31 protein-coding genes are annotated in these 25,660 nt (G+C 66.0%); 14 read left to right on the top strand and 17 right to left on the bottom strand.

The window, feature by feature from the left end; all coding sequences use genetic code 11:
• Nucleotides 1-26: 26 nt before the first annotated feature.
• The 3 genes from E0504_RS00395 to E0504_RS00385 all read right to left on the bottom strand — a co-directional run bounded on the left by E0504_RS00395 (nt 27) and on the right by E0504_RS00385 (nt 3,621).
• The gene (locus E0504_RS00395) at nt 27-779 is read right to left on the bottom strand and encodes a LytTR family DNA-binding domain-containing protein (protein ID WP_131620838.1); all 753 of its coding nucleotides are present in this window, start codon (nt 777-779) and stop codon (nt 27-29) included.
• Complete coding sequence (locus tag E0504_RS00390; RefSeq protein WP_131620837.1) at nt 772-2,004, bottom strand: sensor histidine kinase; 1,233 nt, start codon at nt 2,002-2,004, stop codon at nt 772-774. Before E0504_RS00390 ends, E0504_RS00395 begins: the two co-directional genes overlap by 8 nt.
• 75 nt (nt 2,005-2,079) lie before the next feature.
• On the bottom strand, nt 2,080-3,621 hold the full coding sequence (locus E0504_RS00385; protein WP_131620835.1) for a fumarate hydratase: 1,542 nt from the start codon (nt 3,619-3,621) through the stop codon (nt 2,080-2,082).
• Between the two features lie 198 nt (nt 3,622-3,819).
• On the opposite strand from E0504_RS00385, the gene E0504_RS00380 reads away from it, so the two are divergent.
• From E0504_RS00380 to E0504_RS00360, 5 genes are all read left to right on the top strand, one after another.
• Nucleotides 3,820-4,368, top strand: a complete 549-nt coding sequence (locus E0504_RS00380) for a protein-L-isoaspartate O-methyltransferase (RefSeq protein ID WP_131620833.1) — start codon at nt 3,820-3,822, stop codon at nt 4,366-4,368.
• Between the two features lie 77 nt (nt 4,369-4,445).
• Nucleotides 4,446-5,861 (top strand): TolC family outer membrane protein, encoded by a 1,416-nt coding sequence (locus tag E0504_RS00375; RefSeq protein ID WP_131621571.1) that lies wholly within the window; start codon nt 4,446-4,448, stop codon nt 5,859-5,861.
• Nucleotides 5,862-5,879: 18 nt separating this feature from the next.
• Nucleotides 5,880-6,374 carry a DUF2497 domain-containing protein gene (locus E0504_RS00370; protein ID WP_131620831.1) on the top strand — a complete coding sequence of 165 codons (495 nt, stop codon included), beginning with the start codon at nt 5,880-5,882 and terminating at the stop codon, nt 6,372-6,374.
• Nucleotides 6,375-6,415: 41 nt separating this feature from the next.
• Nucleotides 6,416-8,596 carry a S9 family peptidase gene (locus tag E0504_RS00365; protein WP_207912037.1) on the top strand — a complete coding sequence of 727 codons (2,181 nt, stop codon included), beginning with the start codon at nt 6,416-6,418 and terminating at the stop codon, nt 8,594-8,596.
• Complete coding sequence (locus E0504_RS00360) at nt 8,593-8,964, top strand: ferredoxin (RefSeq protein ID WP_131620829.1); 372 nt, start codon at nt 8,593-8,595, stop codon at nt 8,962-8,964. The genes E0504_RS00365 and E0504_RS00360 overlap by 4 nt, the downstream gene beginning before the upstream one ends.
• Here the strand turns inward: E0504_RS00360 and E0504_RS00355 are convergent, their stop codons facing one another.
• Complete coding sequence (locus tag E0504_RS00355) at nt 8,965-9,186, bottom strand: hypothetical protein (RefSeq protein ID WP_207912036.1); 222 nt, start codon at nt 9,184-9,186, stop codon at nt 8,965-8,967.
• 172 nt (nt 9,187-9,358) lie between these two features.
• Between E0504_RS00355 and E0504_RS00350 the strand changes: the two genes are divergently transcribed.
• From E0504_RS00350 to xth, 3 genes are read left to right on the top strand one after another with little or no spacing between them, the layout of a single operon-like run.
• Complete coding sequence (locus E0504_RS00350; protein WP_131620826.1) at nt 9,359-9,814, top strand: CBS domain-containing protein; 456 nt, start codon at nt 9,359-9,361, stop codon at nt 9,812-9,814.
• A 31-nt stretch (nt 9,815-9,845) separates the two neighbouring features.
• Nucleotides 9,846-10,175, top strand: a complete 330-nt coding sequence (gene erpA / locus E0504_RS00345) for an iron-sulfur cluster insertion protein ErpA (protein WP_131620824.1) — start codon at nt 9,846-9,848, stop codon at nt 10,173-10,175.
• A 10-nt stretch (nt 10,176-10,185) separates the two neighbouring features.
• Nucleotides 10,186-10,965 carry an exodeoxyribonuclease III gene (gene xth, locus E0504_RS00340; protein WP_131620822.1) on the top strand — a complete coding sequence of 260 codons (780 nt, stop codon included), beginning with the start codon at nt 10,186-10,188 and terminating at the stop codon, nt 10,963-10,965.
• Nucleotides 10,966-10,981: 16 nt separating this feature from the next.
• On the opposite strand, the gene E0504_RS00335 is transcribed toward xth, so the two are convergent.
• The 10 genes from E0504_RS00335 to E0504_RS00290 form a co-directional block, all read right to left on the bottom strand.
• Nucleotides 10,982-11,641 (bottom strand): cell wall hydrolase, encoded by a 660-nt coding sequence (locus E0504_RS00335; protein ID WP_131620820.1) that lies wholly within the window; start codon nt 11,639-11,641, stop codon nt 10,982-10,984.
• 204 nt (nt 11,642-11,845) lie between these two features.
• On the bottom strand, nt 11,846-12,178 hold the full coding sequence (locus E0504_RS00330; protein WP_131620818.1) for a DUF1491 family protein: 333 nt from the start codon (nt 12,176-12,178) through the stop codon (nt 11,846-11,848).
• Nucleotides 12,179-12,181: 3 nt separating this feature from the next.
• On the bottom strand, nt 12,182-12,661 hold the full coding sequence (locus E0504_RS00325) for a PaaI family thioesterase (protein ID WP_131620816.1): 480 nt from the start codon (nt 12,659-12,661) through the stop codon (nt 12,182-12,184).
• Entirely contained in the window at nt 12,636-13,097 is a 462-nt protein-coding gene (locus E0504_RS00320; protein WP_131621567.1) for a PTS sugar transporter subunit IIA, read from the bottom strand. Before E0504_RS00320 ends, E0504_RS00325 begins: the two co-directional genes overlap by 26 nt.
• A gap of 80 nt (nt 13,098-13,177) precedes the next feature.
• Nucleotides 13,178-13,762 carry a ribosome hibernation-promoting factor, HPF/YfiA family gene (hpf, locus tag E0504_RS00315; RefSeq protein ID WP_131620814.1) on the bottom strand — a complete coding sequence of 195 codons (585 nt, stop codon included), beginning with the start codon at nt 13,760-13,762 and terminating at the stop codon, nt 13,178-13,180.
• 46 nt (nt 13,763-13,808) lie between these two features.
• The gene (gene dnaQ / locus E0504_RS00310) at nt 13,809-14,495 is read right to left on the bottom strand and encodes a DNA polymerase III subunit epsilon (protein ID WP_131620812.1); all 687 of its coding nucleotides are present in this window, start codon (nt 14,493-14,495) and stop codon (nt 13,809-13,811) included.
• Nucleotides 14,496-14,516: 21 nt separating this feature from the next.
• A complete protein-coding gene (gene coaE / locus E0504_RS00305; protein WP_131620810.1) occupies nt 14,517-15,131 on the bottom strand; it encodes a dephospho-CoA kinase in 615 nt (204 codons plus the stop codon).
• Complete coding sequence (locus tag E0504_RS00300) at nt 15,128-15,979, bottom strand: shikimate dehydrogenase (protein ID WP_131620808.1); 852 nt, start codon at nt 15,977-15,979, stop codon at nt 15,128-15,130. The genes coaE and E0504_RS00300 overlap by 4 nt, the downstream gene beginning before the upstream one ends.
• Nucleotides 15,976-16,563, bottom strand: coding sequence for a nucleoside triphosphate pyrophosphatase (locus E0504_RS00295; RefSeq protein ID WP_131620806.1), 588 nt, complete (start codon nt 16,561-16,563; stop codon nt 15,976-15,978). Before E0504_RS00295 ends, E0504_RS00300 begins: the two co-directional genes overlap by 4 nt.
• Nucleotides 16,560-17,405, bottom strand: coding sequence for a pyruvate, water dikinase regulatory protein (locus E0504_RS00290; RefSeq protein ID WP_131620804.1), 846 nt, complete (start codon nt 17,403-17,405; stop codon nt 16,560-16,562). The genes E0504_RS00295 and E0504_RS00290 overlap by 4 nt, the downstream gene beginning before the upstream one ends.
• Before the next feature lie 326 nt (nt 17,406-17,731).
• Between E0504_RS00290 and hemE the strand changes: the two genes are divergently transcribed.
• From hemE to E0504_RS00270, 4 genes are all read left to right on the top strand, one after another.
• Complete coding sequence (gene hemE, locus E0504_RS00285) at nt 17,732-18,757, top strand: uroporphyrinogen decarboxylase (RefSeq protein WP_131620802.1); 1,026 nt, start codon at nt 17,732-17,734, stop codon at nt 18,755-18,757.
• A 32-nt stretch (nt 18,758-18,789) separates the two neighbouring features.
• Nucleotides 18,790-19,233 (top strand): CopD family protein, encoded by a 444-nt coding sequence (locus tag E0504_RS00280; RefSeq protein ID WP_131620800.1) that lies wholly within the window; start codon nt 18,790-18,792, stop codon nt 19,231-19,233.
• 182 nt (nt 19,234-19,415) lie between these two features.
• Entirely contained in the window at nt 19,416-20,681 is a 1,266-nt protein-coding gene (rho, locus tag E0504_RS00275; protein WP_131620798.1) for a transcription termination factor Rho, read from the top strand.
• A gap of 99 nt (nt 20,682-20,780) precedes the next feature.
• The gene (locus tag E0504_RS00270; RefSeq protein WP_131620796.1) at nt 20,781-21,170 is read left to right on the top strand and encodes a BLUF domain-containing protein; all 390 of its coding nucleotides are present in this window, start codon (nt 20,781-20,783) and stop codon (nt 21,168-21,170) included.
• Nucleotides 21,171-21,225: 55 nt separating this feature from the next.
• On the opposite strand, the gene E0504_RS00265 is transcribed toward E0504_RS00270, so the two are convergent.
• From E0504_RS00265 to E0504_RS00255, 3 genes are read right to left on the bottom strand one after another with little or no spacing between them, the layout of a single operon-like run.
• Nucleotides 21,226-21,627 (bottom strand): nuclear transport factor 2 family protein, encoded by a 402-nt coding sequence (locus E0504_RS00265; protein ID WP_131620794.1) that lies wholly within the window; start codon nt 21,625-21,627, stop codon nt 21,226-21,228.
• Nucleotides 21,628-21,639: 12 nt separating this feature from the next.
• Entirely contained in the window at nt 21,640-23,250 is a 1,611-nt protein-coding gene (locus tag E0504_RS00260; protein WP_131620792.1) for an FMN-binding glutamate synthase family protein, read from the bottom strand.
• Nucleotides 23,247-23,948, bottom strand: a complete 702-nt coding sequence (locus E0504_RS00255) for a dienelactone hydrolase family protein (RefSeq protein ID WP_131620790.1) — start codon at nt 23,946-23,948, stop codon at nt 23,247-23,249. Before E0504_RS00255 ends, E0504_RS00260 begins: the two co-directional genes overlap by 4 nt.
• 99 nt (nt 23,949-24,047) lie before the next feature.
• On the opposite strand from E0504_RS00255, the gene E0504_RS00250 reads away from it, so the two are divergent.
• Both E0504_RS00250 and mnmE read left to right on the top strand, forming a co-directional pair.
• Nucleotides 24,048-24,317 (top strand): DUF6489 family protein, encoded by a 270-nt coding sequence (locus E0504_RS00250; RefSeq protein WP_131620788.1) that lies wholly within the window; start codon nt 24,048-24,050, stop codon nt 24,315-24,317.
• Between the two features lie 41 nt (nt 24,318-24,358).
• A complete protein-coding gene (gene mnmE / locus E0504_RS00245) occupies nt 24,359-25,621 on the top strand; it encodes a tRNA uridine-5-carboxymethylaminomethyl(34) synthesis GTPase MnmE (RefSeq protein ID WP_131620786.1) in 1,263 nt (420 codons plus the stop codon).
• Nucleotides 25,622-25,660 lie beyond the last annotated feature (39 nt).

Genomic DNA, 25,660 nt, shown 5'->3' with positions numbered 1-25,660 from the left:
CTCCCGGCGAGGCCGCGCTGCCTGTATCAGCGGCCTGTCATCGCCTTGACCTTGGCCAGATACGTGCGGCCGATGCGCAAGACCTCGCCGTCGCCCAGTTCGATCGACCACACACCCAATCCATCGTGGCGCAGACCGCGAATGCAGTCGCGCCGCAGGATGGTGGAGCGATGGATGCGGATGAAGCGCGACGGATCCAGCCGGGATTCGAGCCCGGCGATGGTCTGCAGCAACAGGTAACTGCGCGCGCCCTCCCCCTCGCCGACGTGCAGCCGAACATAGTCGCGCTCCGCATCGATCCGGCCCACTTGCGCGACCTCGATCCGGAGCAGCTCGGACCGGTGCGGCACCCACAATTCCTGCAGCCAGCCGCCATCGGACGTTCCAACGTCGGCTTCCTTGCGGGTCAGCGCCCGACCGATCGCGCGCCGCAGCCGATCGGGCGCGACCGGCTTCAGGACGTAATCCACCGCATCGAGATCGAAGGCCTCGACCGCGAAATGCTCGTGCGCGGTCACGAAGATCACCGCCGGGCGCCGGCTCAGCTTGGTGAGCTTCCGCGCCACGGCGAGGCCATCCACTTCGGGCATCGTCAGGTCGAGCAGGACCAGCTCGGGCGACAGCGCCTCGATCAGGCGCAGCGCGGCGGCACCATCGCTGGCGGTACCGACCACCTGCAATTCGGGCAGGCGCGCGCAGATGACCTGCATCCGTTCGACCGCGAGCGGTTCGTCATCGACGATGAGAGTGCGCAGCGGAGCGCTGGTGCCTTCAGTCATGGCGCACCAGCGGCAGGCGCAGTTCGGTGCGATACCCCCCTTCGATTTCGCCTGAAACGATCATCGCATCTCCCCCGAAGCGAGCGGCAAGGCGGTCGCGCACGTTGGCAAGACCGATACCGAACCCGTGTTTTCCGCTACCCTGTGCGCCAGGCCCGTCATCGCTCACCGTGATGACCAGCCGCCCGAATTCCTCCCGCGCCGCGATCGTGATCGTCACCGGACGACTGACCGGCGCCACCGCATATTTCACCGAATTTTCCACCAGCGGCTGAAGGATCATGCCGGGAATCCGCGCGCTGGCGAGCTCGTCGGGCAAATCGATCGCGGTTCGCAGCCGGTCGGGAAAGCGCAGCGCCTCCACCGCCAGGTAATCACGCTGCAGCGCGATCTCGTCCGCCAGTTCCGCGTCGCCGGTAGGGTCATCAGCCAGGCTCTGGCGATAGAAGCTGGACAGCCCTTGGATCATCTCTTCGGCCCGATCGCTCTTCCCCGTCATCACGAGGGAGGACAGCGAATTGAGCGCGTTGAACAGGAAGTGGGGATTGACCTGATACCGCAAGCTCCGCAGCTCGGCCGCGCGGGCGGCGTTGCGGAAGCGGGTCTCGCGCCGTTCGGCGGCACGGGTGCGTTGGCCTGCCAGCAGGGTGAAATAGAGCGCGGCCCACGCCAGGATCAGGAAATACCGGCTCAGCGCGAGGTCGATCAGGGCCACCACACGCGATCCCGGCTGGTTCACCCCCGGCAGCAGCAGCCGCGCGCGCGGCGCTTCGCTTCCCAGCGGATCGGTGCCCGCGGCCGATTCTATTCCGCTGGCCGGCGCCGGACCCTCGATCACCAGGTTGCCCGCCTGGTCGCGCCGCAGGGCGTAACCCTGCCGCTCGACGATCTTGGCGCTCACCCGTTCCTGCACGTCGGCAAACACCCGCTCGTTGGTCAGCGCGATGAGCCCCGCCGCCGGCATCGCCAGCACCAGCGCCGCCGCGATCTGGAGCCACAGCCGCCGGCGATCGAACAGGCGCAGCACCAGCCACATGACCAGCGTGATCGCGATGCCGGCCAGGCAGACCAGCGCGCGGCGCCACAGGAGTTCACCCTGCAATTCCAGCCCGATCGCCGAACGGATCGAGGTCAGCACGAAATAGCACAGCCACAGGCCGGCGATCGAGGCAACGACGGCGGGCAGGGGAACCCGGACAGGCTCGTCGAACGCGGTTTCGCTCATTGTCCCCGCAATAGCCGCAGGCGGGGGCCGCTCGCCAGCGCGGGTGTCGGAGCGATTCGGCACTTCGTCGAGCGATCAGGCGGCAGGGTTCAGCGCGCCCGCGGCGATGCGCGCGCGCCATTCGGCCGGGGCCAGCGTATGGACGTTTGCGCCGGTGGCATCGACCGCGACCGTCACCGGCATGTCCTCGACCCGAAATTCGTAGATCGCCTCCATGCCAAGGTCCTCGAACGCGACCACTTTCGCCTCGCGGATCGCGCGGGCGACCAGGTAGGCCGCCCCGCCGACCGCCATCAGGTACGCCACCTTGTGCCGGGCGATCTCCTGCACTGCGCCCTGCCCGCGTTCGGCCTTGCCGATCATCGCCAGTAGGCCGAGGTCGAGCATGGTGTCGGTGAACTTGTCCATCCGGGTTGCGGTGGTCGGTCCGGCCGGCCCGACCACTTCGCCCAGCACCGGATCGACCGGACCGACGTAGTAGATCGCGCGGCCCTTGAAGTTGACCGGCAGCTCTTCACCCTTGGCGAGCATGTCGGCGATCCGCTTGTGCGCCGCATCGCGCCCGGTCAGCATTATCCCGTTAAGCAACAGGCGGTCGCCGGCCTGCCAGCTCTGCACTTCTTCCGGCGTGAGGTGATCGAGGTCCACGCGCTTTGCCGCCGCGTCGGGCTGCCACTGCACTTGCGGCCAGTCGGACAGCTTGGGCGTTTCGAGGAAGCTCGGGCCCGAACCGTCGAGCGTGAAATGCGCGTGGCGGGTGGCCGCGCAGTTCGGGATCATCGCCACCGGCTTGCCCGCGGCGTGGCACGGCCAGTCGAGGATCTTCACATCGAGGATGGTGGCAAGCCCGCCCAGACCCTGCGCCCCGATGCCGAGCGCGTTGACCTTGTCGAAGATCTCGATCCGCAGCGCTTCGAGGTCGGTCTGGGCGCCGCGGGCCTTCAGCTGGGCCATGTCGATCGGCTCCATCAAGCTCTGCTTGGCGAGCTTCACGCAGTGTTCCGCCGTGCCGCCGATGCCGATCCCGAGCATGCCCGGCGGGCACCACCCGGCACCCATCTGCGGCAGCATCTCGAGCACCCAGTCGACGATCGAATCGCTGGGGTTCATCATCTTGAACTTCGACTTGTTCTCGCTGCCCCCGCCCTTGGCGGCAACGTCGATCGAAACGGTGCGTCCCGGGACCATCTCGACCGACAGCACGCAGGGCGTGTTATCGCGCGTGTTGCGGCGGGTGAATGCCGGATCGGCGAGCACCGACGCGCGCAGCTTGTTCTCCGGGTGGTTGTAGGCGCGGCGGACGCCTTCATCGACCACGTCCTGCAAGCTGCGGGCGGATTCGAGCCGGCAGTCCTGCCCCCAGCGGACGAATACGTTCACGATGCCGGTGTCCTGGCAGATCGGCCGATGGCCTTCGGCGCACATCCGGCTGTTGGTCAGGATCTGCGCGATGGCGTCCTTCGCCGCCGGGCCCTGCTCAGCCTCATAAGCATCGCCCAGCGCGCGGATATAGTCCATCGGGTGGTAGTAGCTGATGAACTGCAGCGCATCCGCGACGCTGTCGATCAGGTCCGCCTCGCGGATCACCACCGCGTCCGCCCATGTGAAGTCGCTCATCGATACTTATCCCTTGCCCGTAGATATGTCACAGCGCGATAGCGTTCGCCCGGTCAAGCCCTCAAAGCGCTTGGACGACTTTCACCATGCGCGTAAAAGCAGGCTCTCACCCAGCTGTGTCATTCGATTAGTACAGGTATCGTGATAATGGCTTCAGCCGCCCCTTCGATTTCCAGTTCAGATGCCACCCGCCGGGCGATGATCGACAGTCAGCTGCGTGCCAGCGGCGTGACCGAACCGTCGGTGCTGGCCCGCTTCGCCGCCGTGCCGCGCGAACAGTACGTGCCGGCCAGCGCGCGTGCGGCCGCCTATACCGATCGCGCGGTGCCGCTGGATGGCGACGGGATGCTGCCGGCTCCGGTCGTGCATGGGCTGATGCTGTCGGAGGCCGGGCCGCGGATGACCGACCGCGCGCTGATCGTGGACGGCGGCAGCGGTTACCTGCCGGCCTTGCTTGAAGGCCTCGTCGGATCGATCGCCGTCATCACACCCGCAGAAGCGCTGCAGGGCGGCGAGGCGGGCGATTTCACGCTGCTGCTGATCGATGGCGCGGTCGAACGCCTGCCTGACACGCTGGTCGAGCGGCTGGCGGACGACGCCCGCGTCGCGACGGGGATCGTCGAAGACGGCGTCACCCGGCTGGCGATCGGCCGCAAGATCACAGGGTCGGTCGCGCTGCTGCCGGTGGCCGAGATCGGGATCCCGCGCCTCGCCGTGTTCGACGCGCCCAAGGCGTGGAGCTTCTGACCGTGAATCGCGCGAAGGTAGTGCGCGCGCTCCTGAGCGGAGCGGCAGCGGGCGCGGTGTGCTTCGCGCCGCAAGCGATGGCCGATACGCTGCGTGACGCGCTCATTGGCGCGTATCGAACCAATCCCAACCTGCAGGCGGCGCGTGCCCAGCAGCGCGCGATCGACGAGACCGTGCCGCTGGAGAAGGCGGCGGGCCGGCCGAGCGCCACCGCCGGGGTGAGCTACGTTGAGTTCGTCAAGGCCAGCAATTCGAGCCAGAACGGGCCCGATCGATCGCTGGGCGTCAATCTCGATCTGGGGGTGCCGATCTACAGCGGCGGCGCGGTCAAGAATGCGGTGCGCGCGGCGGAACGGCGCGTCGAGGCCGGCCAGGCCGATCTTCGCGCCACGGAATCGGCGATTTTCTCGCAAACCGTTGCCGCGTACATGGACGTGATCAGGGGCGAGGCACTGGTCGGCCTCAACGCCAACCAGGTCGAAGTGCTGCGGGTCAACACCCAGGCGACGAGTGACCGGTTCGAGATCGGTGACCTGACCCGCACCGACGTGGCCCAGTCGCAATCCCGCCTGGCACTGGCGCAGGGTGATTTGCGCAGCGCGCAGGCGAACCTCATCGCCGCGCGCGAGGATTACATCCGCCTGACCGGCCTCGCGCCGGATGAACTGCAACCGCCGCCGCCGTTGCCGGGCCTGCCCGCCAGCGTCGAGGACGCGGTCGCGACCGCGCTCGACAACAACCCCGACATCATCGCCGCGCAGGAACGGGCCGAGGCATCGGGTTTCGACATCGACGTCGCGGGTGCCTCGCGCCTGCCGCGGGTGTCGGTGTTCACCGGCAGCGATTACAGCAACACGCTCGGCTCGCTCGACATCCCCGGTTCTCCAGTGTCGGTCTCGCAATCGGGCCTGGGGGTCCAGGCGGGCGTGCAGGTCAGCGTGCCGCTGTTCCAGGGCGGGCGACCGGCCGCGCTGCAGCGGCAGGCGCAGGCGCGCTCGGCGGCGGCGCTTGAAACAATCATCGCCGTCGAGCGGGATGTGATCGCGCAGGTTCGCTCCGCTTATTCGAGCTGGCAGGCGGCCACCCAGATCATCATCAGCACCCAAAGCGCGGTCGATGCCGCGGCCCTGAGCCTCGAGGGCGTGCGGGCCGAGAACACCGTCGGCAACCGGACCATCCTCGATATCCTGAATGCCGAGCAGGAACTGGTGATCGCCCGCTCGCAGTTGGTCACCGCGCGCCGCAACGCCTATGTGGCCGGGTTCACCCTGCTGGCCGCGATGGGCCGCGCCGAAGCACGCGATCTGGGCCTCGGCGACGATGGCCCGCTGTACGATCCGCAGGTGAATTACGAGCGGGTGCGCGACAAGTGGTGGGATTGGGACCGCGAGCCCGACCCGGTCGTCCAGTCGACCCGCACCGTTGACATCCCGGCCGCCGACGCTGAAACTCCTGTTAACGATGATTCGGGCGTCGCTAGCGGCGCTTACTGAGACGGGGGTCCAGCAACTATGCGCCAGGATGGCGAAGCGTCGGTCGAGGAAATCCTCGAATCGATCAAGAAAGTGATCGCGCGCGACAACCGCACCAGCGCTTTCGATACGCGTCGTCGGCGCGAGAACGAGGGCGTGGCGGAAGCCGCGCCGGAACCGGCTGACGAGGAAGAAGCGGAAGAGGTCCTCGATCTGGCCGCGGCCGAGTTCGTCGAACAGGCGCCGGAAGACGACCTTGAGGACCACGAACCTGTTCACGCAGACGAGCCCGAAGCTCCGCTGGTGACCGAAGCCGCGCGGGTGTCGATGCGCGAGAACCTCGCCGCGCTGGCCCTGTTGGCCGAGCCCGGCGTCCCGCCGCAGATCGTGCGATCGGGCGAGACTTCGCTGGAAGGGCTGACCCGCGATTTGCTGCGCCCGATGCTCAGCCAGTGGCTCGACCAGAACCTGCCCAGCATGGTCGAACGGATGGTCAAGGATGAGATCGCGCGGATCGCCGGCAAGCGCGGCTAAAGCGCTTTCCACGCTTTGGCGGGCGCGCTAGTCCCGCCTCCATGAACATCAGCGCGACCAAAATCAGCTTCACTCGAACCGGCCCGTCACGCTTGGTCGGGCGCCTGGTGGCTCTTGTCGCCCTGTGCGCGGTTCCAGCCGTTCCTGCCATGGCCCAGTCCCGTGCCGCCGCCGCAGACGCGCGGGCGCCGATGACCGCGCAGGACCTCGTCACCCTCCCCCGGCTGGGCGCAGCGGTGGTCAGCGGCGACGGCACGCTGGCCGTGTACCCGGTGACTGAAACCGATCCGGCGAGCTACCAACGCACTACCGCATTTTACGTCCGCAGCCTGCGCGACACCCGCGCGCCCGCAACCCGGCTGGATCTTGGCGGCAGCGCCAGCAGCGCGGCGTTCGCGGATGACGGGTGGCTCTACTTCCTGTCCGATCGCGGCGAGGGGGGGACCGATCAGGTCTGGCGGGCGCGGGTTTCGGCAACGGGAACGGTCAGCGACATCGCGCAGGTCACCGCGCTGAAAGCCGCGGTCGGCGGGTTCGCCGTCGCGCCCGACGCGACGAAGATTGCCGTGTGGGGCGACATCGGCCGCGAATGCGCCAGCTTCGGATGCGATCCCGATGGGTCGACGCATCTGCCCGGCCCCGGCACTGGCCGGCTGTACGACGCGGAGGTCGGCTTCGTACGCCACTGGGACCAGTGGGAGACGCCGGGCGTCTATGGCCGCGCGTTCGCGTTCCCGCTGACCGGCGGCAAGGCGAGCGGCAACGGGGTTCCGCTCGACGGGCCGCCGGGCAAGAGCGCGCTGGTCGGCGACACCCCGACCAAACCGTTCGGCGGCAACGAGGAGATCGCCTGGGCGGCCGACGGGCACGGCCTGTTCTTCGCCGCGCGCAAGTCCGACGCCGCCGAACCCCGCTCCACCAACGTGGACTTGTGGTTCAACGACCTGTCCGGCCGCGCGCCGATCAATCTGACCGAAAGCAACGAGGCGACCGACACGCTGCCAGCGCCCTCGCCCGACGGCAAGTACCTCGCCTACGCTGCGATGGCCCGACCGGGGTATGAAGCCGACAAGCTGACGGTCATGTTGCGCGATCTCGCCACCGGCCAGGTGCGTGCGCTCACGACAGACTGGGACCGCTCGGTCGGCTCGCTGACGTGGACCCCGGATTCGAAGTTCATCGTCGCCACCGCGCAGGACGTGCTGGACACCCCGGCATTCCGCATCGATCCGGTGACCGGCAAGGTCGATAAGCTCGATCTAATGGCAGGGACCGAAGCGCACATCGGCGATGTCGTGCCGCTTGCCAATGGCGATCTGGTGTTCACCCGCGCCTCGATCGGCGCCCCGAACGAGCTCTATCTGGCGCGCAAGTGGGGCCAGGCGATGCCGCTCACCGACGTGGCGACCTCGACACTGGGCAAGCGCGCTCCGATCGTCACCCGCCGCTTCAGCTTCACCGGCGCGAATGGCGATACCGTGTGGGGCCAGATCACGAAGCTCGACGGCCGGAAAGGGCCCATGCCGGCGATCCTCTATGTCCATGGCGGACCCCAGGGCAGCTTCAACGATGCCTGGTCGACCCGGTGGAATCCGCGCGTGGTGGCGAGCCAGGGTTACGCGGTGGTGTCGATCGATTTCCATGGTTCGACCGGATACGGCCAGGCCTTTACCGACAGCATCACCAACGACTGGGGCGGCAAGCCGCTCGAGGACCTGCAAAAGGGGTTCGCAGCGGCTGGCGCGCTCGATGCCCAGATCGATACCGACAACGCCTGCGCCATGGGCGCCAGTTATGGCGGGTACATGATGAACTGGATCGCGGGCCGCTGGCCGGACAAGTTCAAGTGCCTGGTCCAGCACGACGGCGTGTTCGATGCGCGCGCCATGGCGTACGAGACCGAAGAGCTGTGGTTCGACACCTGGGAGCATGGCGGCAAGACCTATTTCGAGGATCCCGCCGCCTACGAGAAGTGGAACCCGGTGAACTACGTCGATCAGTGGAAGACGCCGATGCTGGTGATCACCGGCGAGAAGGACTTCCGTATCCCCTACACCCAGGGGCTGGCCTCGTTCACCGCGTTGCAGATGAAGAACATCCCGGCGCAGCTGCTGGTCTTCCCGGACGAGAACCACTGGGTGCTCAAGCCCAAGAACTCGCTTCAGTGGCACAACACGGTGTTCGGCTGGCTCGACCGGTGGCTTAACTCGGCAAGCAAGTGACCGACCCGCTCGACCTGACGAAGGCGCGCGTCGCGCTCGCCAAGATCGGGGGCGAAAGGGTCCAGCGTCAGATTTTTTTGTGCGCGTTGTCTGACAAGCAGGCGTGTTGCTCGCGCGAGCAGGGCGCGCGGTCGTGGAATTACCTCAAGCGGCGGCTGAAGGAGCTGGGACTCGTCTGCCAGACGGTGCAGCGGACCAAGGCCGATTGTCTGCAGGTGTGCGATGCAGGACCGATCGCGGTCGTGTGGCCCGATCAGGTGTGGTATCATTCGTGCGACGAAGCGGCACTCGAGAAGATCATCCAGCAGCACCTGATCGGCGGCGAGCCGGTGGAGGAACTGCGCCTGCGCGCGGCGCCTGTCGGCTGATCAATCCCGCCGGTCGTGCGGATCCGAAATCGATTCATCGTGGCCGGTGCCGTTCGACATGAACACCAGCCCCATCAGCGCGCTCATCAGCAGCATCGACAGACCCACGCCCAGCGCGGTGGCGATGTAGAAGTGGATCGAAACCTCCGGCACCGTGGCCCACAGGTACAGTAGCACTGCAACGACGGTGACCGCGGTGAAGCCGCCCATCAGCCACATCATTCGCTTCCACCGCGCCCAGGCGAACGCGGCCTTGTCGGGATCGTCGAGCGGAGAGGGCCGGGACATGGCGGGGTAGATGGGCGCCCCGCCCCCGCCTGGCAATGGCCGCGCTGGCCATCCTTGCGAAATCGTGGCATCCTGATCGTCCCGTTGGAGAGAAGGGAGAGTCCCCATGGACGTCGCCCACTTGCTATCGCGCCGTCAAAGCGCAGCATCTGGCGCAGGGCCTGGCGCCGAGATCGTCACCTGCGATGTCGCCATGACCATGCGCGATGCGCTGTCGATCCTCGCCACCCGCCGCATCGGCGCCCTGCCGGTCATGCAACACGGACAGGTGGTCGGCGTGTTTTCCGAACGCGACGTCATCTACTGCCTGGAGCGCGAGGGCGAGGCGAGCCTGGACAAGCCGGTCGGTGAAGTGATGACCGCGCCGGCGATCACCATCGAACCTGCAACCCGCATCGATGACGCGCTGGAAATGATGACCCGGCGGCGCATCCGGCATTTGCCGGTCGTCCAGAACGGCGGCATGTGCGGGTTCGTGTCGATCGGCGATCTGGTGAAGGCGCAGATCGATGAAATCGCCGGCGAGGCGGAGGCGATGCGGGTTTACATCCAGACCGCTTGAGCGGCGGCCGGATCGATCCCATATACCCCTCATGTCCGAACCGCTGATCCTGACCACCAACGCCGCCCGGCGCGTCGCGGCGATTGCCGACAAGCAGGGCAAGCCCGCGATCCTGAGGCTGGCGGTCGAGGGCGGCGGATGCTCGGGCTTCCAGTACAAGTTCGATCTGGCCGAAGCGGCCGAGAGCGACGATTCCGTCAGCGAAACCGATGGGGTGAAGCTGCTGGTGGATCCCGTCAGCCTGGACCTGATTGCGGGCAGCACCGTGGACTTCGTCGAATCGCTTGGCGGAGCCGCGTTCAAGGTCGAGAATCCGCAAGCGGCCGCGGGTTGCGGTTGCGGATCGAGCTTCGGCATCTAAAGCTCCGCGGATGCGGATTGCATCCTTCAACATCAACGGCATCAAGGCGCGGCTGCCGCGGCTCCTCGAATGGCTGGAGGAACGCCGCCCGGCGGTCGCCTGCCTTCAGGAGATCAAGAGCCAGGACGAAGGCTTCCCGTACGAAGAGTTCGAGAAGATCGGTTACCACGCCATCTGGCACGGTCAGAAGGGCTTCAACGGGGTCGCGATCCTGGCCGACGGGCTGAAGCCTACGGAAGTCCAGCGCACCCTGCCCGGCGACCCGCTCGACGAGCACGCCCGCTACATCGAGGCAGACGTCAGCGGCGTGCGCATCGCCTGCCTGTACCTGCCCAACGGCAACCCGGTCCCCGGACCCAAGTTCGATTACAAGCTGGCGTGGATGGAACGCCTCGACGCCCGGATGCGGGAGCTATGGGCGCTGGAATTGCCGGTGGTCGTGCTGGGCGATTACAACGTCATCCCGGAGGACAAGGACGTGTGGTCCCCGACCGCCATGGCCCGCGATGCGTTGATGCAGCCGGAATCGCGCGATGCCTATGCCCGGCTTCTTGCCCAGGGCTGGACTGACGCGCTCGACACCCTCAACCCGCGCGGGGGCGTGTGGACGTTCTGGGACTATCAGGCGGGAGCCTGGCAACGCGACCACGGCTTCCGGATCGACCACCTGCTCCTCAGCCCCGAGGCCGCCGACCGAATGACCGCCGCCGGCGTGGACAAGGAGTACCGCGGGCGGGAAAAGGCCAGCGACCACGTGCCGGTGTGGGTGGAGCTGGCCGACCCGGCCTGAACGACCGGTAGCTGGTTCACCGATAGAAGATGTGACTGTCGATCGTCGCCCGGGCGATCTTGGTGCGGCTCCAGCTCGGCTTCACATAGCGGGCGTGGAAATAAAGCGAGTCGCCCGCCTGGCTATCCCACAATCCTTCGTGAGCGATGCGGGCAATGGCGCTGGCCCGTTTCCAGGCGGCCGAACCACGGTCGATCCGCGGCATGGTGCCGCCGCGAATGAACGAGAACTGCGCCCGCTGGTAGACGACGCCGCAGTAATCTGACGGGAAGACACCCGATTCGCTGCGGTTGATGATCACCTGGCCGACGGCCAACTGACCCGCGAGGGGCTCGCCGCGCGATTCGAAATAGATGGCTCCGGCAAGACATTCCATCTCGCGAGAGAGCGTGCCGGAAGCGGGCATGGCCGAAACGAGTTCAGTCAGCGAACCGGCGCTGGCCTCGAACGGTCGTTCGCTGGCAACTTGCGTGGTCGGCTGGACCACTTCCTGCGAAACGAACGCTACCGGAGTATCGGGCGTGGGCGCTTCAGGCACCGTTTCGTCAGTCAGGGCGATCGTCTGAGCGACTTGGGTCTTGCTGATTTCAGCATTGGCGCCGGAACCCTCGGCGGCGAAGAACGTAAGAAAAGCAGTCGCGGCAAGCGCCGCGAGAGTTGCGCGATGAAATTGCATTGATCCGTCGGTTTAGGCGGTGGACGGGCACTGTCGCAGGCGAGGTTCGCGCTGGCGGACATATCCACCATGCGAAACCGAGTATTCTAACGCCTGCCGGCCGTCCCCCGTCTACGCGCTGACTGTCCGACCCCGTGTCGTTCAAGCCGCCTGCGTCCGTGAAGGTGTCGCCCAGATAATTGCTGCACCTGCGAAGTCAAATTTTCACGGCAAAGCTGCGGCGAACCGTGAGATATCCGGGACGTCCACCTCAATTAACCAAATATCCGGGTCACGTTCACGCTTTTTCCGAATTGCCTCGGAAAAAAGATCCTCGTTTTCAGTAGTTTGCAAGAGGGACGTAACGAAAGGACGGTTCCCGTCGAGCTGAGGCATGCGTTCAATCAGCCTGGCTTCCTTACCGCGACACATGATTACCAAAGCGATGGTTCCGGCGTCTCGGTCGCCCTTTGCCAACACCGTCGCGAACCCGCCCTGCGATTCGGCCAGACGGCGGATCGCGCTCACTTCCAGATGCGATGGCAGACGCGAATCCACCGATCAGCGGCGGTCGGCGTAGCCGGGCAGCCCCGACAGCGCGATGCGAGAGCGCATGAACGTTCCGGTACCGCGGCCGATCTCGTCCCCATCGGCGTCCACCAGCCGCGATTCGGCCACCAGCACCCGCTTGCGGCCGCTCACCCACCGTCCTTCCGCGATGACCTCGCCCTCTCGGACCGGCTTGGTGAAGTGCAGATTGAAGGAGGTGGTCAGCAGGAACCGGTCGGTGACCAGTGTATTCGCGGCATAGAACGCAGCGTCGTCTAGCATCTTGAAATACACCGTTCCGTGCGCTGCGCCCGCGGCGTGAAACACGGCGCGTTCGACCTGAAAAATCAGCCGCGCCCGCCCTTCGCCCGGTATCTCGAGCCGCGAGGGGAACAGCGTGTTGACCGGAGCCGCCTCGTACAGTCGTTCCAGCGCGCGGTAATGGGATGCCGCCCCGGCGGGCTCGTCAGGCGGCGTCACGGTCAGCCGCATTCGTGAGCAGCGCGTAGAGCGTCTCGGTGTCGGTTGCGCTGGTGAGGGCCCTGTGCATCACTTCGTCCCGGACCATGCGCGACAACGCCGCCAGCGCATGCAAGTGCGTCGCGCCCGCGTTCACGGGTGACAGCAAACCGATCACGAGATCCACCGGCAGGCGGTCCGCGGCCGCGAAATCGACCGGGGCCGACAGCTTAAGCAGGGCTGCCACCGGGCGGGTCAGGCCGTCGATACGCGCGTGGGGCAGGGCCACGCCGCGCCCGAAACCGGTGCTGCCCAGGGCCTCGCGTTCATTGAGCGCGTCCAACACCCTGTGACGGTCCAACAGGTAAACCGACGCGAACCGCTCTGCTATCGCTGCCAGGATTGCTGGCTTGTCGCTTCGATCATCGACCCAGACGGCTTCCGGCAGCAGCTTGAAGAGCACGTTCATCGTCATTTTGGTTTCGCAAGCTGGCGCGCGTCGCAGGAAAGATGGCGACGCCCCTGGCCGACCTCAGCCAGGATGGCGCCTCAGGTGGCGGGTTCAGCGCGCGGTTCGACCCAACCGACCGAGCCATCGCGACGGCGATAGACCATATTGTGCCGACCGGTGCCAGCGTTCTTGAACAGCATCGCGTTGGTGTCGCGCAGATCCAGCATCATCACCGCGTCAGCGACGCTCGCTTCAGGGATGTCGGCAGTGGTTTCGGCAATGATCATCGGCGTGTCGGCGATGTCGACCTCGTCAGCCTCGGCATCGGGCGCCGCGATGATGGTATAAGCGGCCTCTTCCTGCTCGGCGGTGAAGGCCGTTTGCTGATGACGGTCCTGCAACCGGCGCTTGTAGCGGCGGAGCTGTTTCTCGATCTTCTCGGCCGCCTGGTCGAACGCCTGATGCGCGTCGTGCGCCGCGCCGTGCGACTTCAGTATCAGCCCGTGCATCACATGGGTGACGATATCGCAGCTGAACGCACCTGCAGGCGCCTTGCCGAAGGTGACCTGACTGGAAATCGCGCGGCTGAAATACTTCTCGACGGCAGTGGAGAGGCGCTCCTCCACATGCTCCTGCAGGGCAGCGCCGGTTTCAATCTGGTGGCCCGAGACGCGAATATCCATCGACGGTCTAACTCCTGTTAAATGTGCAGCCTTCAGGACAGAAACGTTACGCGGCCCAGATCGCTCCCTCGATCCGACCGATGAATGCGGCATGCCGTGCCAATTCGTCAGCCGAGGGGTGATGCGGACGCGGGGCGCGGAATGGCCGTTCGCGCACGACGATGCCCGGCATCTCGATCACCGAGGCGCCGGCGCGGTCTCCTGCCAGCTCCAGCCCGATCTGGCGGCCCCCGGTCAGCTCCACATAAACCTGCGCCAACAACTCCGCATCGAGCAGGGCGCCGTGCTTGACCCGGTGACTGCGATCGATGCCGTAGCGGGTGCACAGGGCATCGAGCGACAGCTTGGCGCCCGGGTGCCGGCGCTTGGCGAGCGCAACGGTGTCGATCATCCGCGACAGGCAAACGATCTCCAGCCCGCACAGTTCAAGCTCGTGGTTAAGGAAGGCGAAGTCGAACCCCGCGTTGTGCGCGACAAGCGGAGCGTCCGCGATGAATTCGAGCAGGTCGTGACAGCGGTCAGGAAAGCGCGGCTTGTCGGCCAGGAACGCCGCCGACAGCCCGTGCACCGCTTCCGCCCCGGCGGGCATGTCGCGGTCGGGGTTGAAATAGGCGTGAAAGTGCGCCCCGGTCGGCACCCGGTTCACCAGTTCGATACAGCCGATCTCGACCATTCGGTCTCCCGTCCGGGGATCGAGGCCGGTGGTTTCAGTATCGAAGACGATTTCGCGCATGAGACCGTTTCTATCGGCCGCTCAGGTCGGCCTGACAAGAGGGGAGCGTTCGGTCAGCCGGGCGATCAGCCGAACGATCTCGGCCTCCGTCTGGTAAATCGAGGTGCCGGTGTCGATGACATAATCGGCCCGGGCGCGCTTGTCGGCGTCCGGCACCTGGAGCGACAGGATGTGCGCGAACTTCTCCGGCGTCATGCCGGGACGGGCGAGCACGCGCTGGCGCTGGATTTCGGCCGGAGCAGATACCACCGCCGCCGCGTCCACGCTCTCCCAGCCGCCTTTTTCGAACAGCAGGGGAATATCGAACACCACCAGCGGCTGGCCTGCGTGCTCGATCATGAACGCTTGACGCTCAGCCGCCACGGCGGGATGGACGATGGCTTCGAGCCGCGCGAGCGCGGCGCGGTCGGCAAAGACCTGCGCGCCCAGTTGCTCGCGCAGCACGCCCTCCGGTCCAGTCGAGCCGGGAAATGCCTGCTCGATCGCCGGCACCAGCGCGCCGCCCGCGCCCTGCAGCCGCCGCACCGTGGCATCGGCATCGAACACCGGCACGCCGGCCGCTTCGAACATCGCGGCGACCGTCGATTTGCCCATCCCGATCGAGCCGGTCAGGCCAAGGATGAACGGGCGGCTCATGACATCAGCAGCGCGCGTAATTCGGCGTCATGCTCGCGCGGAGCGGGGCAGCCGAAAAAGCGCTCGAACGCCAGCGCCGCCTGACCGATCAGCATGGTCAGTCCGTCAATCGTGCGGTGTCCCGCCGCGCGCGCGTCGGACAGAAAGGGCGTGGCCAACGGATCGGTGACGATATCATACGCGATCGCCCCGGGCGGCGCATGGCTCCAGTCGAACACCAGCGGCGGCTGGCCGCGCATCCCGAGCGGGCTCGCGTTCACGACGAGATCGAGGCAGCCTTCGCGGTCATCGAAGGCAAATTCGGTCGAGTCGGCGAAATGGGCGAGGTCGACCGCGTGATGCTCACCGCCCGGATCCAGTTCATCGAGGATGTCGCGCGCCTTGGACGGGTCGCGTCCAGCAAGCACGATGATGAACTTTTCCGCCGCCAGCGCCGCCACGATCGCCCGCGCCGCCCCGCCGGTGCCGAGCACCCGCGCCATCCGAAAGTAGTGCGTCGATCCGAGGTGTTGCCGGAGCGGCTCCAAGAACCCGCCCGCATCGGTGTTGCTGCCGACCAGCGCGTCGCCCTCACGCACGACGGTGTTCACCGCGCCGATGCGGGCGGCCAGCGGATCAAGCCGGTCCACCAGCGGGACGACGGCCTGCTTATGCGGCATCGTGACGTTGCACCCGCGCCACGCAGGGTCCCCGCGCGCCACGGCCAGATAGGACGCGAGGGCGTCTGCGGGGACGTGATGCGGTCGATAACTTGCGGCAAGGCCCAGCTTGCCGAGCCAGAAACCGTGGATCGCCGGCGACTTGGATTGGGCGATCGGATCGCCGATCACTTCGGCATACGCGGTCATGCGGGCAGCTCCCCCGACTCGCGCAAGGCATCGAGAACCAACAGCAAGGGCATGCCAAGGACCGTGAAATGATCGCCGTCGATAGCGCTGAACAACTGCACGCCGCGCGCTTCGATACGGAAGACGCCCACGCACGCGGCGACGGCGGGCCACTCGGCATCGAGGTATGATTCGATGAACGAACCGGACAGCGGCCTAACCGTCAGGCGGGCGACCTCGGCGCCGCGCCAGACGACCGCCCCCGTCCGCGTCAGCGCGGCTGCGCTATGGAGTTCGATCGTCCGTCCGGAAAACCATTCCAAATGGCGCGCGGCATCTTCGCGGCTGGCGGGTTTGTCGAACCTGCGCCCGCCGCACACCACCAGCGAATCGCTTCCCAGCACGAGATCGCCGGGCCGGTCGCGCGACACCGCCAGCGCCTTGGCCTCGGCGAGCGCCAGCGCAATCTCCTGTGGCGCGGCGCCGGCCAGGCCGGCTTCGACTGCGCGTTCGTCGATCGCGGCTGCGGCGACTTCGAACGTCAGTCCGGCTGCCGCCAACATCTCCCGCCGCGAGGCGCTCTGGGACGCAAGAACCAGGTTCACGGCAGGCCCGGCCGGCCCATCCCCGGCACGTCGCGCGCGTCGCGTTCGGTCAGCAGGCGGATCACCGCGGCGGCGGTTTCCTCGATCGAGCGGCGGGTGACGTCGATCACCGGCCAGCCGTTATCGGCAAACAGCCGGCGGGCGAACTTGACCTCGGCGGCGACCCGTTCCGCATCGACGTAGTCGCTTTCCCGTCCTTCGGCGATTGTCAGCAGGCGATTGCGGCGGATCTGGATCAGCCGGTCCGGTGCGGTCGTCAGTCCGACGATCAGGGGATGGCGCAAGGTGAACAAGGCCGACGGCGGCGGGCTTTCCACCACCAGCGGGATGTTCGCGACCTTGTAACCGCGGTTCGCCAGGTAAATGCTGGTGGGCGTCTTGGAACTGCGTGACACGCCGGCGAGGAGGATGTCGGCCTCTTCCCATTCCTCCCAGGCGATCCCGTCGTCGTGCGCGATAGTGTATTGAATCGCATCGACCCGCGCGAAATACGCCGCGTCCATCGAGTGCTGTCGGCCCGGACGACCGTGCGCCTCCTGCCCCAGGTGGCTCTCCAGCGCTTCGGTGACCGCATCGAGCACCGGCACTGCGGGCAGGCCAATCGTGCGGCAATGTTCTTCCAGCCGGGTGCGCGTTTCGGGGTTCACTAGGGTGAACAGCACCAGCCCCGGATGCGCGGCGATATCGGGCACGATCCGGTCGATGTGCTGCCGGCTGCGGACCATCGGCCAAAAGTGGCGCTGGACATCGGCTTCGTCGAACTGCGCGAGTGCCGCCTTCGCGATCATCTCCAGCGTTTCGCCGGTGGAATCCGACAGCAGATGGAGGTGGATGCGCGGCATGGCGGGACGTCGTCGCTCCGGTCGGCGGCCTGTGGAGAAGGTGCGGCATAAACCACGGGAGGAAACCGCGGACAAGCGATCTGCGCGATTCCATGCCCACTGCCAGCCGGGAACCGGGCCGCTTGTGGACATGGCGACAAGCTTCTCGACAGGCTGGTGATAGCGGGGACAACGAACCGTTGACGCGGGAATCCCATGATTCGATGGCGCTGGAAACCTGTTCAGAGCGGGAGAAATCGGGCAGGGCGCCGCAATCCCCGCTTTCCACAGGGCCAACAGACTCCTTCATCTTTCTATAGAATCTTATTGAATTGGATTAGAGACGCATGCCGGGCCCGTTACTCGACACTCTGAATGGCCATCGGCGCGGGCGGGTGCCGCTGTGGCTGATGCGCCAGGCAGGCCGCTATCTCCCCGAATATCGCGCCTTGCGAGCGGAGAAGGGCGGCTTCCTGGCGTTGGTATACGACAGCGAAGCGGCGGCCGAAGTGACCCTACAGCCGATCCGCCGGTTCGGCTTCGACGGCGCGATCCTGTTTTCCGATATCCTGATCGTACCGTACGCCATGGGGCAGGACCTGACCTTCGGCGCAGGGGAGGGACCGCGACTGTCCCCGCCGCTGGTCGATAGCGCGCTGGAAGCCCTGCAGAGCGTGCCTGAGCGCCTTCAGCCGATCTACCGGACGGTGGAACGGGTGCGCGCCGCCCTGGGCCCTGAGACCACTCTGCTGGGCTTTGCGGGAAGTCCGTGGACCGTCGCCACCTACATGGTCGCGGGCGAAGGGTCGAAGGACCATCACGCGGCGCGGGCGATGGCCTACCGCGACCCGGCCGGCTTCGCCGCGATCATCGCCGCCATCGAGGCGGTGACGGTCGAATATCTGGTCGGCCAGATCGAAGCGGGGGCCGAGGCGGTCCAGCTGTTCGATTCCTGGGCCGGAAGTCTCGCGCCCGAGCAGTTCGAACGCTGGGTGATCGCGCCCAACGCCCGCATCACCGCGGCTGTCCATACGCGCTGTCCCGGGGTGCCGGTGATCGGCTTTCCCAAGGGGGCCGGGGCCAAGCTCGCCGCTTACGCACGCGAGACCGGCGTCGATGCCGTGGGGGTCGACGAGACGATCGATCCCGCATGGGCCGCGCGCGAACTGCCCGCGGGCATGCCGGTGCAGGGCAACCTCGATCCGCTGCTGCTGCTGGCTGGCGGGGCGGCGCTGGAGGAGCGCACTCACGCCATCTTGCGCGCGTTCGCCGATCGCCCGCATGTGTTCAATCTCGGCCACGGCATCGGCCAGCACACCCCGGTCGAACATGTCGAGCGCTTGCGCGATACGGTGCGTCAGTGGCAGGGGTGACAGGTGCCTCGGCAATTTCCTAGAAGCCTCCCATGCAAAGCGCGCTCGCGGTGACGTATCTCTGGCTGAAAGCCGGCCACGTGATCTTTGTCATCTTCTGGATGGCCGGCCTGTTCATGCTCCCGCGCTATCTGGTCTATCACCAAGAGGCTGAACCCGGCTCGGCCGAGGCGGCGGTGTGGGCCGATCGTGAGCGCAAGCTGCTTAAGATCATCCTGTTGCCATCGATCGTCGTGGTGTGGGTGCTCGGCATCCTGCTGGCCACCACGCAGAACCTGTGGGGCGAGGGCTGGCTGCACGCCAAAGTGCTGTTCGTGCTGCTGTTGTCGGGGTACCACGGCTACATGGCCGGCTACTCCCGGAAACTGGCGAAGGGGCATCGCCCGCTCTCTGGAAAGCAGCTGCGACTGCTCAACGAGGTGCCCGGAGTGGCCGCGGCGCTGATCGTCATCCTGGTGATCGTCCGCCCGTTCTGAGCCTGCCGACCTGAAAAGCAGGACGAGCTGAAGTGGCGCTCGATTGACGGCGTGCGGCGCGACGCTTATTTCACCTGCATCAACCGGCGCTTTCCAGCCTGGCGCGCAACGCCCAGGCCCGGTCTGCTTTCCCCAAGCCCATACGACCGGCCGGCCGCTTCCAAGTATCGGATACTACAGTTATGCATCTCAAAGAATTGAAGAAAAAAGCCCCGGCCGAGCTCGTCGAGATGGCCGAGGATCTTGGCGTCGAAGGCGCCAGCACCATGCGCCGGCAAGACCTCATGTTCTGCATCCTACGCGAGCTGGCGGAAGACGAGGAATACGTCGAGCCGATCATGGGCGTCGGCACCATCGAGGTGCTGCAGGACGGATTCGGCTTCCTGCGTAGTCCTGAAGCGAACTATCTGGCCGGCCCGGACGACATCTACGTATCGCCCAACCAGGTCCGCCGCTGGGGCCTGCGCACCGGCGACACCGTGGAAGGCGAAATCCGCGCCCCCAAGGACGGCGAGCGCTATTTCGCGCTGACCAGCCTCAAGAGCGTGAATTTCGAGGATCCCGACCAGGTCCGCCACCGGACCAACTTCGACAACTTGACGCCGCTGTATCCGGAATCGAAGCTGATCCTCGATGCCGTGGATCCCACGGTGAAGGACAAGTCCGCGCGGGTGATCGATATCATCAGCCCCCAGGGCAAGGGCCAGCGCGCCCTGATCGTCGCGCCGCCCCGCACGGGCAAGACCGTGCTGCTGCAGAACATTGCCAAGGCGATCACCGACAATCACCCTGAGGTGTTCCTGATCGTCCTCCTGGTCGACGAGCGGCCCGAGGAAGTCACCGACATGCAGCGTTCGGTGAAGGGTGAGGTCATCTCATCGACCTTCGATGAACCCGCGACCCGCCACGTGCAGGTCGCCGAAATGGTGATCGAAAAGGCCAAGCGTCTGGTCGAGCACAAGAAGGACGTGGTGATCCTGCTCGATTCGATCACCCGCCTCGGCCGCGCCTACAACACCGTGGTGCCCAGTTCGGGCAAGGTGCTGACCGGCGGTGTCGACGCCAACGCCCTGCAGCGGCCCAAGCGGTTCTTCGGCGCGGCGCGCAACATCGAGGAGGGCGGGTCGCTGTCCATCATCGCCACCGCGCTGATCGACACCGGCAGCCGGATGGACGAGGTCATTTTCGAAGAGTTCAAGGGCACCGGCAACTCGGAAATCGTCCTCGACCGCAAGGTTGCCGACAAGCGCATCTTCCCGGCGCTCGACGTGGGCAAGAGCGGCACCCGCAAGGAAGAGCTGCTGGTCGAGAAGGACAAGCTGTCGAAGATGTGGGTCCTGCGCCGCATCCTCATGCAGATGGGCACCATCGACGCGATGGAGTTCCTGCTCGACAAGATGAAGGATTCCAAAACCAACGAGGACTTCTTCGCGACGATGAACCAGTAAGCGGAATACTGCGAGCGGGCGGGGCCGGGCGGCGTCCGGCACCGTTTCGCTGAACGTCCGCAGCTTGCACGATACAGGGTTCAATCAGGCGAGGGTCGCATGCGCCGCATAGTTTATATTAGCACCGCCACGGGGATGCCCGCTGCGGAAGTCGATCGCATTGTCGCTGTCGCCGAGCAGGGCAATTTCGAACGGCAGATCACCGGCTTTCTGATCTACAACGGGCGCAACTTCCTGCAGCTGATCGAAGGCGAGCAGGCCGTTCTGATGAGCCTGATGGCGAAGTTGGCGCGGGACCCGCGACATTCGGGAATTCTCCGGCTGATCGACGAGCCGATCACCGAGCGCAGCTGCGCGGGCTGGTCGATGCACCGCATGCGGCTTGGCTCCGATCTGGCCGGCCGTCGCGCCGCCATCGCGGCGGAGTTGCCCGGAATGATGTCGCCCGGTTCGCGCCAGCTGGTGGAGAACTTTGCCGCGCTGAATTAGCTGTCGAGCCTTGGCCAGCCGCGGGGCAGGCCGGGCGGGCGCAGATGATCCTCGGTTAGCTTCCGGCGGTCGCCGCCAGCTGGGCACCCATCATTTCCCACACCTTGTTGATCGCCTTCAGCGGGCGGACCATCACCTTGAAGTCGGCGATCAGTCCCGCATCGTCAAAGGTGATCAGATCGATGCCGTTGATCTGGATGCCATCGAGCTCGGTCACGAATTCGAGCAGCGCCTGATTGCCGTCGCTGAATTCGCGCACGTACCGGAACGCCTCGGTATTGAGCACCACGCCCGCGGCGGCGAGATACCCGACCACTTTGGCGCGGCCTGATTGCGGAGTGTGCACCACCGGGGAGTGAAACACCGCATCTTCGCGGATGATCTCGGCGAGCGCTGCGGGATCGCTGCCGCCGTCGAGGACACGGTGCCAATTCTTTAGACCTGCTTCCGCGCTCATCGCATCTTCCCCTCAGTTTGCCCGCGCGAAACTGTTCGCCTGGGCCATGCGCCAGTAGCGGGCATACTGCGTGGCGTCCGGATCGTCGAGGAGTGCTCCTTCCTCGAGGAACCCGTAGATCTCGTCGACCGGCGCGGCGCGGGCGCTGTCGAGCCGCTCGTTGATATGGCACGAGGTGATCTGCCACGGATTGTCGAGCCCCATGGCGACCACCATCTCGCGCAGGCCGTGTAGCGTCTGCCGCTGGAACCGGGCGACCCGCTCGGCCTTTTCCGGCACCACCAGTCCGTACTGCCGCGTGGCGTCCTGCGTGGTGATCCCGGTGGGGCAAGTATCCTCATGACAGCGCATCGATTGCACGCACCCCAGCGCGAACATGAACGCGCGCGCCGCGTTGCACCAGTCCGCACCAAGGCCGAAATTCATCGCCATACCGGCGCCTGAGTGGACCTTGCCCGCGGCCGCGAGCTTGATCTCGCGCTTGAGATCGGCCCCTACCAGGGCGTTGCGCATTAGAACCAATCCTTCGCGCAACGGGCTGCCCACGCGATTGGAAAACTCGACCGGAGAGGCGCCGGTGCCGCCCTCCGCCCCATCGACGACGATGTAATCCACCCGGATGCCCGTCTCGTGCATCGCCTTCACCAGCGCGAACACCTCGTGTGGCTGCCCGACGCACAGCTTGAGGCCGACCGGCTTGCCGCCCGACAGTTCGCGCAGCTGTGCCGCCCATTCCAGCAGTTCGACCGGCGTCGAGAAGGTCGAATGCGCGGCCGGGGAGACGCAATCCTTGCCCTGCGGCACCCCGCGCGCCGCAGCGATTTCCGCGCTTACCTTGGATCCTGGCAGAACCCCGCCGTGCCCGGGCTTGGCACCCTGGCTCAGCTTGATTTCGACCATCTTCACCTGATCGATCTGCGCGGTATCGGCGAACTTGGCGGGATCGAAGTTGCCCCATCCGTCGCGGCAGCCGAAATAGCCGCTGCCGATTTCCCACACCAGGTCCCCGCCGTGCTCGCGGTGATAGCGCGACAGTCCGCCTTCGCCCGTGTCATGATAGAACCCGCCGGCTGCGGCCCCCTTGTTGAGCGCCAGAATGGCCTTGGCTGACAGCGAGCCGAAACTCATGGCCGAGATATTGAGCAGCGCGGCGGAATAGGGCCTGGTGCATTGCGGACTGCCGACGTCGACTCGCCATTCCAGAGCGGCTTGTTCGTTCGGTACCATCGAGTGCGCGAGCCACTCGTATTCATCGGAATAGACATCGAGTTCGGTGCCGAACGGATGTGAGTCGAGCTCGCCCTTGGCCCGCGCATAGACGAGCGATCGTTCATCGTGGTTGAACGGCCGCCCTTCCAGGTCGCCTTCGACGACATAGGCCTGCGCGAACGGCCGCAAATCCTCCATGATCCATCTGAATCGCGCCAGCAGCGGGTAGTTGCGCCGCAGGGTATGCTCGCGCTGGAGGAAGTCCCATGCCGCGACCGCCAGGAGCGGCAGGCTCACGACCAGGCCCCACCGCCACCACAAGGCGAATGCGACACTGAGCACCAGCACCCCCAGCGGCAGGCCGTAGCGGGTCGCCGTATGGGCCGACCAGCGCCACCGGGCGCGGTTGATCATGCGGCCAGATGCTCTGTAAAGAACGCCTCGGTGCGGCGGTCGGCGAGCTGGGCGCCCTGTTCGTCGCGGCGCTGGCCCATCTCTGCGGCAAATCCGTGATCGAGGCCGGGGTAATCGTGCAGGGTCACCCGGGGATGGGCATCCAATGCCTGATGGATCGCCTTTTGCGCGTCAGCCGTGACGAAGTGATCCGCGCCCGCGATGTGCAGCATCAGCGGGTTGGCGATCGCCTGCGCTTCGCCCAGATGCTGGTCGATCGACACGCCGTAATAGCCGACAGACGCATCGATGTCGGTGCGGGCGGCGGCGGTGTAGGCGACGAATCCACCGAGGCAGAAACCGATCAGGCCCACCTTCGAGCAGTTACCCTCTCGCTTGAGATGGTGGATCAGCGCCTCGATATCCCGCATACAGGAGTCGAGGTCGAACTGGCCCATATTTTTCAGTGCCTTGTCGAACTGGTCTGGCACATCGGGATCAAGCTCTTCCCCTTCTGCAAAGCGCCAGAAGATGTCGGGCGCGACTGCCAGATAACCCAGCTTTGCCCATGCATCGCACTTCGCGCGGATTCCGGGATTGATCCCGAAGATTTCGGGAATGACGATGATCGCAGCGGTTGCCCCGGCAGCGAGTTCGGCGCGGTAGACTGGAAAGGTCTGGTCGCCCTCAAGAGTCCCGATCCGTCGCAATTCGCCCATTTTTCATCTCCCTTGCAGCCCAGGTGCGCTTAACCTGCGGCGATGGACTTTGCCAAACCTGTGTGACAGGTGTTCGTCCCCAGAACGCAGGAGCCCGCGATGAAGGTCCACATCGAGATCGATTGCACCCCGGAAGAGGCGCGCAGCTTCATGGGCTTGCCCGATGTCGGCAAGGCGAACGAGGTGTACGTCGACCTCATGGCGAAGGCGATGAAGGGCGTCGGGAGCATCGACAAGCTGCAGGAGGTCGCGGGACAGATGGCACCGATGGGGCAAATCGGCATGAAGCTGTTCCAGAACTTCATCGAAGGCGCCGCAGCGGCGGGCAAGGGATCCGGCACCACGCCGAAGGGCAATCCGGACGCGTAACCGCAGGGCGAACCAGCGCACAAGAGGTTCAACCTCGTCCCATGGAGACCATTTTCGCCCTGTCGAGCGGCGCGCCGCCGGCCGGCATCGCGGTCGTGCGGGTCAGCGGCCCCGAAGCGGGCGCAGTCCTGACCGCGCTGGTCGGGCTGCTGCCGCAGCCGCGCCGAGCCACGGCGGCGGTGTTGCGCGATCAGGCAGCGGAGGAACTCGACCGGGCTTTGGTACTATGGCTGCCGGGGCCGGGGACCGCGACCGGCGAGGATGTAGCCGAACTGCACCTCCATGGCGGGCGGGCGGTGGTGGCATCGGTTGAGGTAGCGCTGCAATCGTTTCCCGGGGTGCGCAAGGCGGAGGCGGGGGAGTTCACCCGGCGGGCTTTCATCAACGGGCGGATCGACCTTGCGCAGGCGGAGGGACTGGCGGACCTGCTCGCCGCCGAAACTGAGTTGCAGCGACGCGCGGCGCTGGCCTCGGCCGGAGGTGCCCTCTCGCGCCAGGTCGACCGTTGGCGCGACCGGCTCTTGGGCTTATCGGCACAGGTCGAAGCTGTGCTGGATTTCGGAGACGAGGATGACGTGTCCGAGCTTCCCCCTTCATTCCAGGAAAGCGTCTCCGCCTTTGCCGCGGAGTTGCAGGAATGGTTGGCGCGCCCGCTGGTCGAGCCCCTCCGCGAAGGCTTCAGGGTTGTCCTGGCGGGTCCGCCAAACGCCGGGAAATCCACCCTTTTCAACGCCTTGATTGAAGACGAGGCGGCGATCACCGCCCCGACGCCAGGGACCACCCGCGATTTGCTCGAGCGGCCCGTGGCGATCGACGGCGTACCATTCACATTCGTCGACACTGCCGGATTGCGGGACGCATCGTCGGACCCGATCGAGCTTCAGGGCATCGACCGGGCCAGAAACGCGCTGCTGCGGGCTGACGTGATCTTGTGGCTGGGGCCGGAAGGGGAGGGGCCGCAGGACGCGTGGGAGATCGATGCCAAGGCTGATTTGGGCGTTCACAAGTCCAGTGCTCGTGCCCAAGTATCGGCGGCGACAGGTGACGGGATGCGCGAGCTTAAATGCGCTTTGGTAAGTCACGCGCGAGAACTGCTCCCCGCCGGTGGTTCGATTGCGCTCACGCGCCGGCAACATGCTCTGTTAGAAGACGCTCTCTCCGCCCTGACCTTCAGCGGCTCCGACCCTCTGATCATCGCTGAACTGCTCAGACTGGCGCGGACGGCGTTCGACCGGATCACCGGGCGCGCCTCCACCGAGCATATGCTCGATGCGCTGTTCGGACGCTTTTGCATCGGCAAGTGATGTTCCACGTGGAACAGCCGCTTTGACCCTGTGGATTCG

This window comes from Parafrankia sp. BMG5.11, from assembly GCF_004337455.1.
The sequence above is the reverse complement of the archived record's forward strand: the minus strand, read 5'-3'. Positions and strand labels throughout refer to the sequence as shown.